Genomic DNA, 5,004 nt, shown 5'->3' with positions numbered 1-5,004 from the left:
GGCGTAATCCACCGCGATACGACGCGCCTGAATCCCGTCGGCCTCACACCCGGCCATGAGAGCGTCCAACTCGTCCGGAGCACCGGACACCACGACCTGCTCGGGACCGTTGACCACAGCGATCTGCAGACCGTCCGACAGACGGCCCACCACCCGCTCCTCGGGCGCCAGGACAGACACCATGCCGCCACGCCCCGACAGCCGCAGAATCGCCCGGCTCCGCAACGCCACGACCCGCGCCGCATCCTCCAGCGACAGACCACCCGCAACACACGCGGCCGCGATCTCACCCTGCGAATGCCCCACCACCGCAGCAGGCCGCACACCCAACGACCGCCACAACTCAGCCAGCGACACCATCACCGCGAACAACACCGGCTGCACCACATCAACCCGCCGGAACGCCTCCTCATCCCCCTCCCGCACAACCTCCAGCAGCGACCAGCCATCCACGTACGGATCCAAAGCGGCAGCACACTCCGCCATCCGCCCCGCGAACACCGGCGAAAACTCCAGAAGTTCACGCGCCATACCAACCCACTGCGAACCCTGACCCGGGAACACGAAGACGGCACCCCCGGACGCACCGGACCGCGCACGCCCCTCGACCACGTTCGCGCCAGGACTGCCCGCCGCCAACTCGCCGAGGCGCGCGGCCAGTTCAGGGCCGTCGGCGCCCAGGACGACGGCCCGGTGCTCCAGGGTGGCCCGGCCGTGGACCAGGGAGTGGGCCACGTCGCGCGGGTCGAGTTCGGAGCCCTCGGTGACCCGGGCGAGCAGTCGGGTCGCCTGTTCCGCGAGCGCCGCCTCGCTCCGGCCCGAGAGGACCCACGGCAGGGTGGCGCCATGCCGCACCGGCTCGGCGGCCGGTGGCGTTTCCTCCGCGACCGGCGCCGCTTCGATGATCACGTGTGCGTTGGTGCCGCTGTAGCCGAAGGACGAGACGCCGGCCCTGCGCGGGCGGTCGGTCCGCGGCCACGGTCTGTTCTCCGTGAGGAGCCTGACCTGGCCCTCGGTCCAGTCGACGTGCTGCGAGGGTTCGTCCACGTGCAGGGTGGACGGCAGGACGCCGTGCCGTATGGCCTGCACCATCTTGATGATGCCCGCGACGCCCGCCGCGGCCTGCGTGTGACCGATGTTGGACTTCAGCGAGCCGAGCCACAACGGCCGGTCCTCGCCCCGCCCTTGGCCGTACGTGGCAAGGAGCGCCTGCGCCTCGATCGGGTCGCCGAGCGTCGTGCCGGTGCCGTGTCCCTCGACGACGTCCACGTCGTCGGTGGAGAGCCGCGCACTGGCCAGGGCGTCCTGGATCACCCGCTGCTGCGCCGGGCCGTTGGGCGCCGTCTGGCCGTTGGACGCGCCGTCCTGGTTGACCGCGGTGCCGCGGACGACCGCGAGGACCCGGTGGCCGTTGCGCTCGGCGTCCGAGAGCCGCTCAAGGACCAGCACGCCCACGCCCTCACCCCAGCCGGTGCCGTCCGCGGCCGTGGCGTACGACTTGCAGCGGCCGTCGGCGGCGAGGCCGCGCTGGCGGGAGAACTCGACGAAGACGCCGGGCGTGGAGAGCACCGTCACGCCGCCGGCCAGGGCCAGCGTGGACTCGCCGTCCCGCAGCGAGCGCACCGCCTGGTGCAGCGCGACAAGCGACGACGAGCACGCCGTGTCGACCGTGACGGCGGGGCCCTGCAGGCCGAGGGTGTAGGAGACGCGTCCGGAGACGAGGCTGCCGACGCTGCCGCCGCCGGGGTCGTAGTCGTGGTGGAAGGAACCGGCGAAGACTCCGGTGCGGCTGTCCTTGAGGGTCTGCGGGTTGATCCCCGCGCTCTCCAGGGCCTGCCACGAGGCTTCGAGCATCAGGCGCTGCTGCGGGTCCATGCCCTGCGCCTCGCGCGGGGTGATCCCGAAGAACGCCGGGTCGAAGTCGGCGGCGTCGTCGAGGAATCCACCGGAGCGGGTGTAGGTCTTGCCGGGGTTTCCCGGTTCCGGGTCGTACAGCGCGTCGACGTCCCAGCCGCGGTCGGCGGGGAACTCGCCGATCGCGTCCTGTCCCTTGACGACGACGTCCCAGAGGTGGTCCGGCGACGACACGCCGCCGGGCAGCCGGCAGCTCATGCCGACGATCGCCACGGGCTCGTCGCGGCGGCCCTCCACGGCCTGCAGCCGGCCGCGCGTGACGTGCAGTTCCTCGGAGACCGCCTTGAGGTACTTGAGCAGCTCGTCTTCGGTGGGCATGAAATCACTCTCAACTCGGGTCGGTGGGCGATGCGTCGCCGGTGCTTGTGTCGCCGTCGGTTGCGTCGCCGGTGCTTGCGTCGCCGGAGATGGAGATGCCGAGGCTGTTGGTGACGAAGTCGAGGACTTCCGCCGCGGACGCGGATTCGAGGGCGGCCGGTGCCGGATCCCCGGCCGCACGTGCCATGGACTCTCCGTTCGCCCATGGCTCCGACATGCCGCGGACGGTCTCGGCCAGCGCGGCTCGTTGCGCGCCGGTGAGCTCCAGTGCGGCCAGGTGGCTCCTGATCCTGGTGAGGTCGGCCATGACCCGCTCGTAGTCCGGCTCCTCGGTGTCCCGCGGGTCGGCGGGCGCCGGGGCGATACGGCCGAGCAGATGGTCGACGAGGGCGAGCGGGCTCGGGTGGTCGAAGACCGCCGTCGCGCTCAGCTTCACGCCCGTACGGTTGTTGATCCTGTTGCGGAGTTCGACGGCGGTCAGCGAGTCGAAGCCGAGGTCGCGGAAGGCCCCTTCGGCGGAGACGCCGCGCGGGTCGCTGTGCCCGAGGACCAGGGCGACGTCGGTCAGGACCAGGTCGAGCAGGAGGGCGCGCCGCTGCTCGGCCGGAAGACCGCGCAGCCTGCTCTCCAGGGACTCGTCCCGCGCCGCCGTGACACCCGCCGCGGCCCGCCGGTTCGGGGCGGGCGCCAGGTCCCGCAGGAGCGGCGGTACGGACTCGGCGGCGCGGAGCGCGGCGGTGTCGACGCGTACCGGCACGACGTTGGGCAGGGCGCCGGCGAGCGCCCGGTCGAAGGCGGCGAGGCCCTCGTCGGTCGCGGTGGGCAGCAGTCCCGTGCGGGCGATCCGGCCGAGGTCGGCGGTGCCGAGTCCGGCCGTCATCGTGCTGGACTGCGTCCACATGCCCCAGGCGATGGAGACCGCGGGCCGTCCCGCCGCGTGCCGGCGGGCGGCGAACGCGTCCAGGTAGGCGTTGGCGGCGGCGTAGTTCGCCTGGCCCGCCGAGCCGAGGACACCGGCCACCGACGAGAACACCACGAAGGCCGCGAGGTCCGCGTCGGCGGTCAGCTCGTGCAGGGCGTCGACCGCGTCCGCCTTCGGGCGCAGCACGGTGGCGAGCCGCTCCGGCGTCAGGGCTTCGAGGACCCCGTCGTCGAGGACTCCGGCCGTGTGCACCACGGCGGTCGGCGGATGCTCCGCGGGGATACGGGCCAGGGCGCGGGCGAGCTGCTCTCGGTCCGCGACGTCGCAGGCCACCGAGTCCACCCGTACGCCGCTGTCCACCAGGTCGCTCGGTGCGTCGCCGCCGCTGCGGCTGAGCAGCAGGACGTTGCGTACGCCGTGCTCGGAGACGAGCCGCCGCAGGACGAGGCGGCCCAGGGTGCCGCTCGCGCCGGTGACGACGACGGTGCCTTCCCGGTCGAGCGGACGGGGAAGGGTCAGGACCGAGCCGCCGGTCCGCCCGCCCTCGCCGAGCCGGCGGTAGGCGTCGGCCGCCGCACGCATGTCGTACGCCGTGACCGGCACCGGACGCAGCACGCCGGTGGCGAAGAGCCCGCCGAGTTCGGCGATGACGGCTTGCTGCCGGGCGGTGTCGATGGCGGCGGGCGGGGTCGGGCCGGAGGCCGTGGTCGGGGTCGGCGTCGGCGTCGGGTCGGCACCGGCAGTCGTCGCCGAGTCGGCGCCAGTGGCCGAGGCCGGGACGCCACCGATGGCCGGGGCCCAGTCGGCGCCAGTGGCCGAGGCCGAGACGGCGCCAGTGCCGGCGCCGACGGCCGAGCCCGTGCCTGCGCCGGTCACCGGGCCAGTGCCCACAGCCACGAACCGGCCCCCCTCGGCGAGCAGCGCCGCCGAGGCGTCGGCGTCCCTGCCGCTCCCCTCCTGGGCCAGGATCACGTCCAGGCCCGTGGGCACCTTGCGCACGATGTCGCCGGCCTCCGGTTCGGCGATGTGCGCCGCGTCGAGGCCGCTGTCGCGCAGGGTGTCCCACGCCGTCCGGGGCGCGGTGGCGAACACCTCGGCGCCCAGGTGGCGGGCGATCTGGACCGCGGCGAGGCCGATGGCGTCGCCGCCGGAGTGGATCAACACCCGCTGCCCGGAGCGCAGTTCAGCCTCGTCCACCAAGGCGTGCCAGGCGGTGAGGAAGGCCCGCGGGAGCGCCGCGGCCTCGGCGAAGGTCGCGCCCCGCGGGACGCGGGCCACGGAACGGTGGTCGGTGACCGCCGCCCGGCCCAGGGCGCCGCCCTGCGGGAACACGCCCCACACGCGGTCGCCCACGGCCACGCCGGTGACGGCCGCACCGGCCTCCGTCACGACACCCGCGCCCCCGGTGCCCGGCGTACCGGTCCCGGCGGTCAGGTCGTCGCGGGCGATCCCGGCGGCCCGCATCGACACCCGGATCTCCTGCGGGCCGAGCGGCCCGGCGGGCGCCGGTTCGGCGGTGACGGCGAGCCCGTCGGTGCCGCCGTCACCGGTCGTCGCAAGGCGCCACTGCGGGGCGTCCGGCAGTGTCAGGGTCTGCGCCGTGGAGCGGACGAGCCTCGGTGCGAACACCTGCCCGTCGCGTACGGCGACCTGAGGTTCGCCGGAAGCGACGGCCGCCGCGTCCGCCGCCGCGGACCCGGGGGGGACCACCACGTTCAAGAGCCGGCCCCGGGGGTGGGCCAGGGGCGACCGCGGGACCCCCCCCCCCTGTGTCTTATAAACAAAAGAAGCAGCCGCCCACAAAGCACGTGTATATCTACGTTGGCGGCGGGTCAAGAAAAAAGATGTGT

The 5,004-nt window shown here is 73.9% G+C and carries 2 protein-coding genes; both read right to left on the bottom strand.

From position 1 onward, the window contains the following. On the bottom strand, positions 1-2,214 hold a 2,214-nt coding region (locus ACFWY6_RS44040), incomplete at its 3' end, for a type I polyketide synthase (protein WP_384703144.1). Between the two features lie 28 nt (positions 2,215-2,242). Beyond that, positions 2,243-4,867, bottom strand: coding sequence for an SDR family NAD(P)-dependent oxidoreductase (locus tag ACFWY6_RS44035; protein ID WP_384703141.1), 2,625 nt, complete (start codon positions 4,865-4,867; stop codon positions 2,243-2,245). Between the last annotated feature and the right edge of the window lie 137 nt (positions 4,868-5,004).

It is taken from the genome of Streptomyces sp. NPDC059037, assembly GCF_042740015.1.
GTDB lineage: Bacteria > Actinomycetota > Actinomycetes > Streptomycetales > Streptomycetaceae > Streptomyces.
The sequence above is the reverse complement of the archived record's forward strand: the minus strand, read 5'-3'. Positions and strand labels throughout refer to the sequence as shown.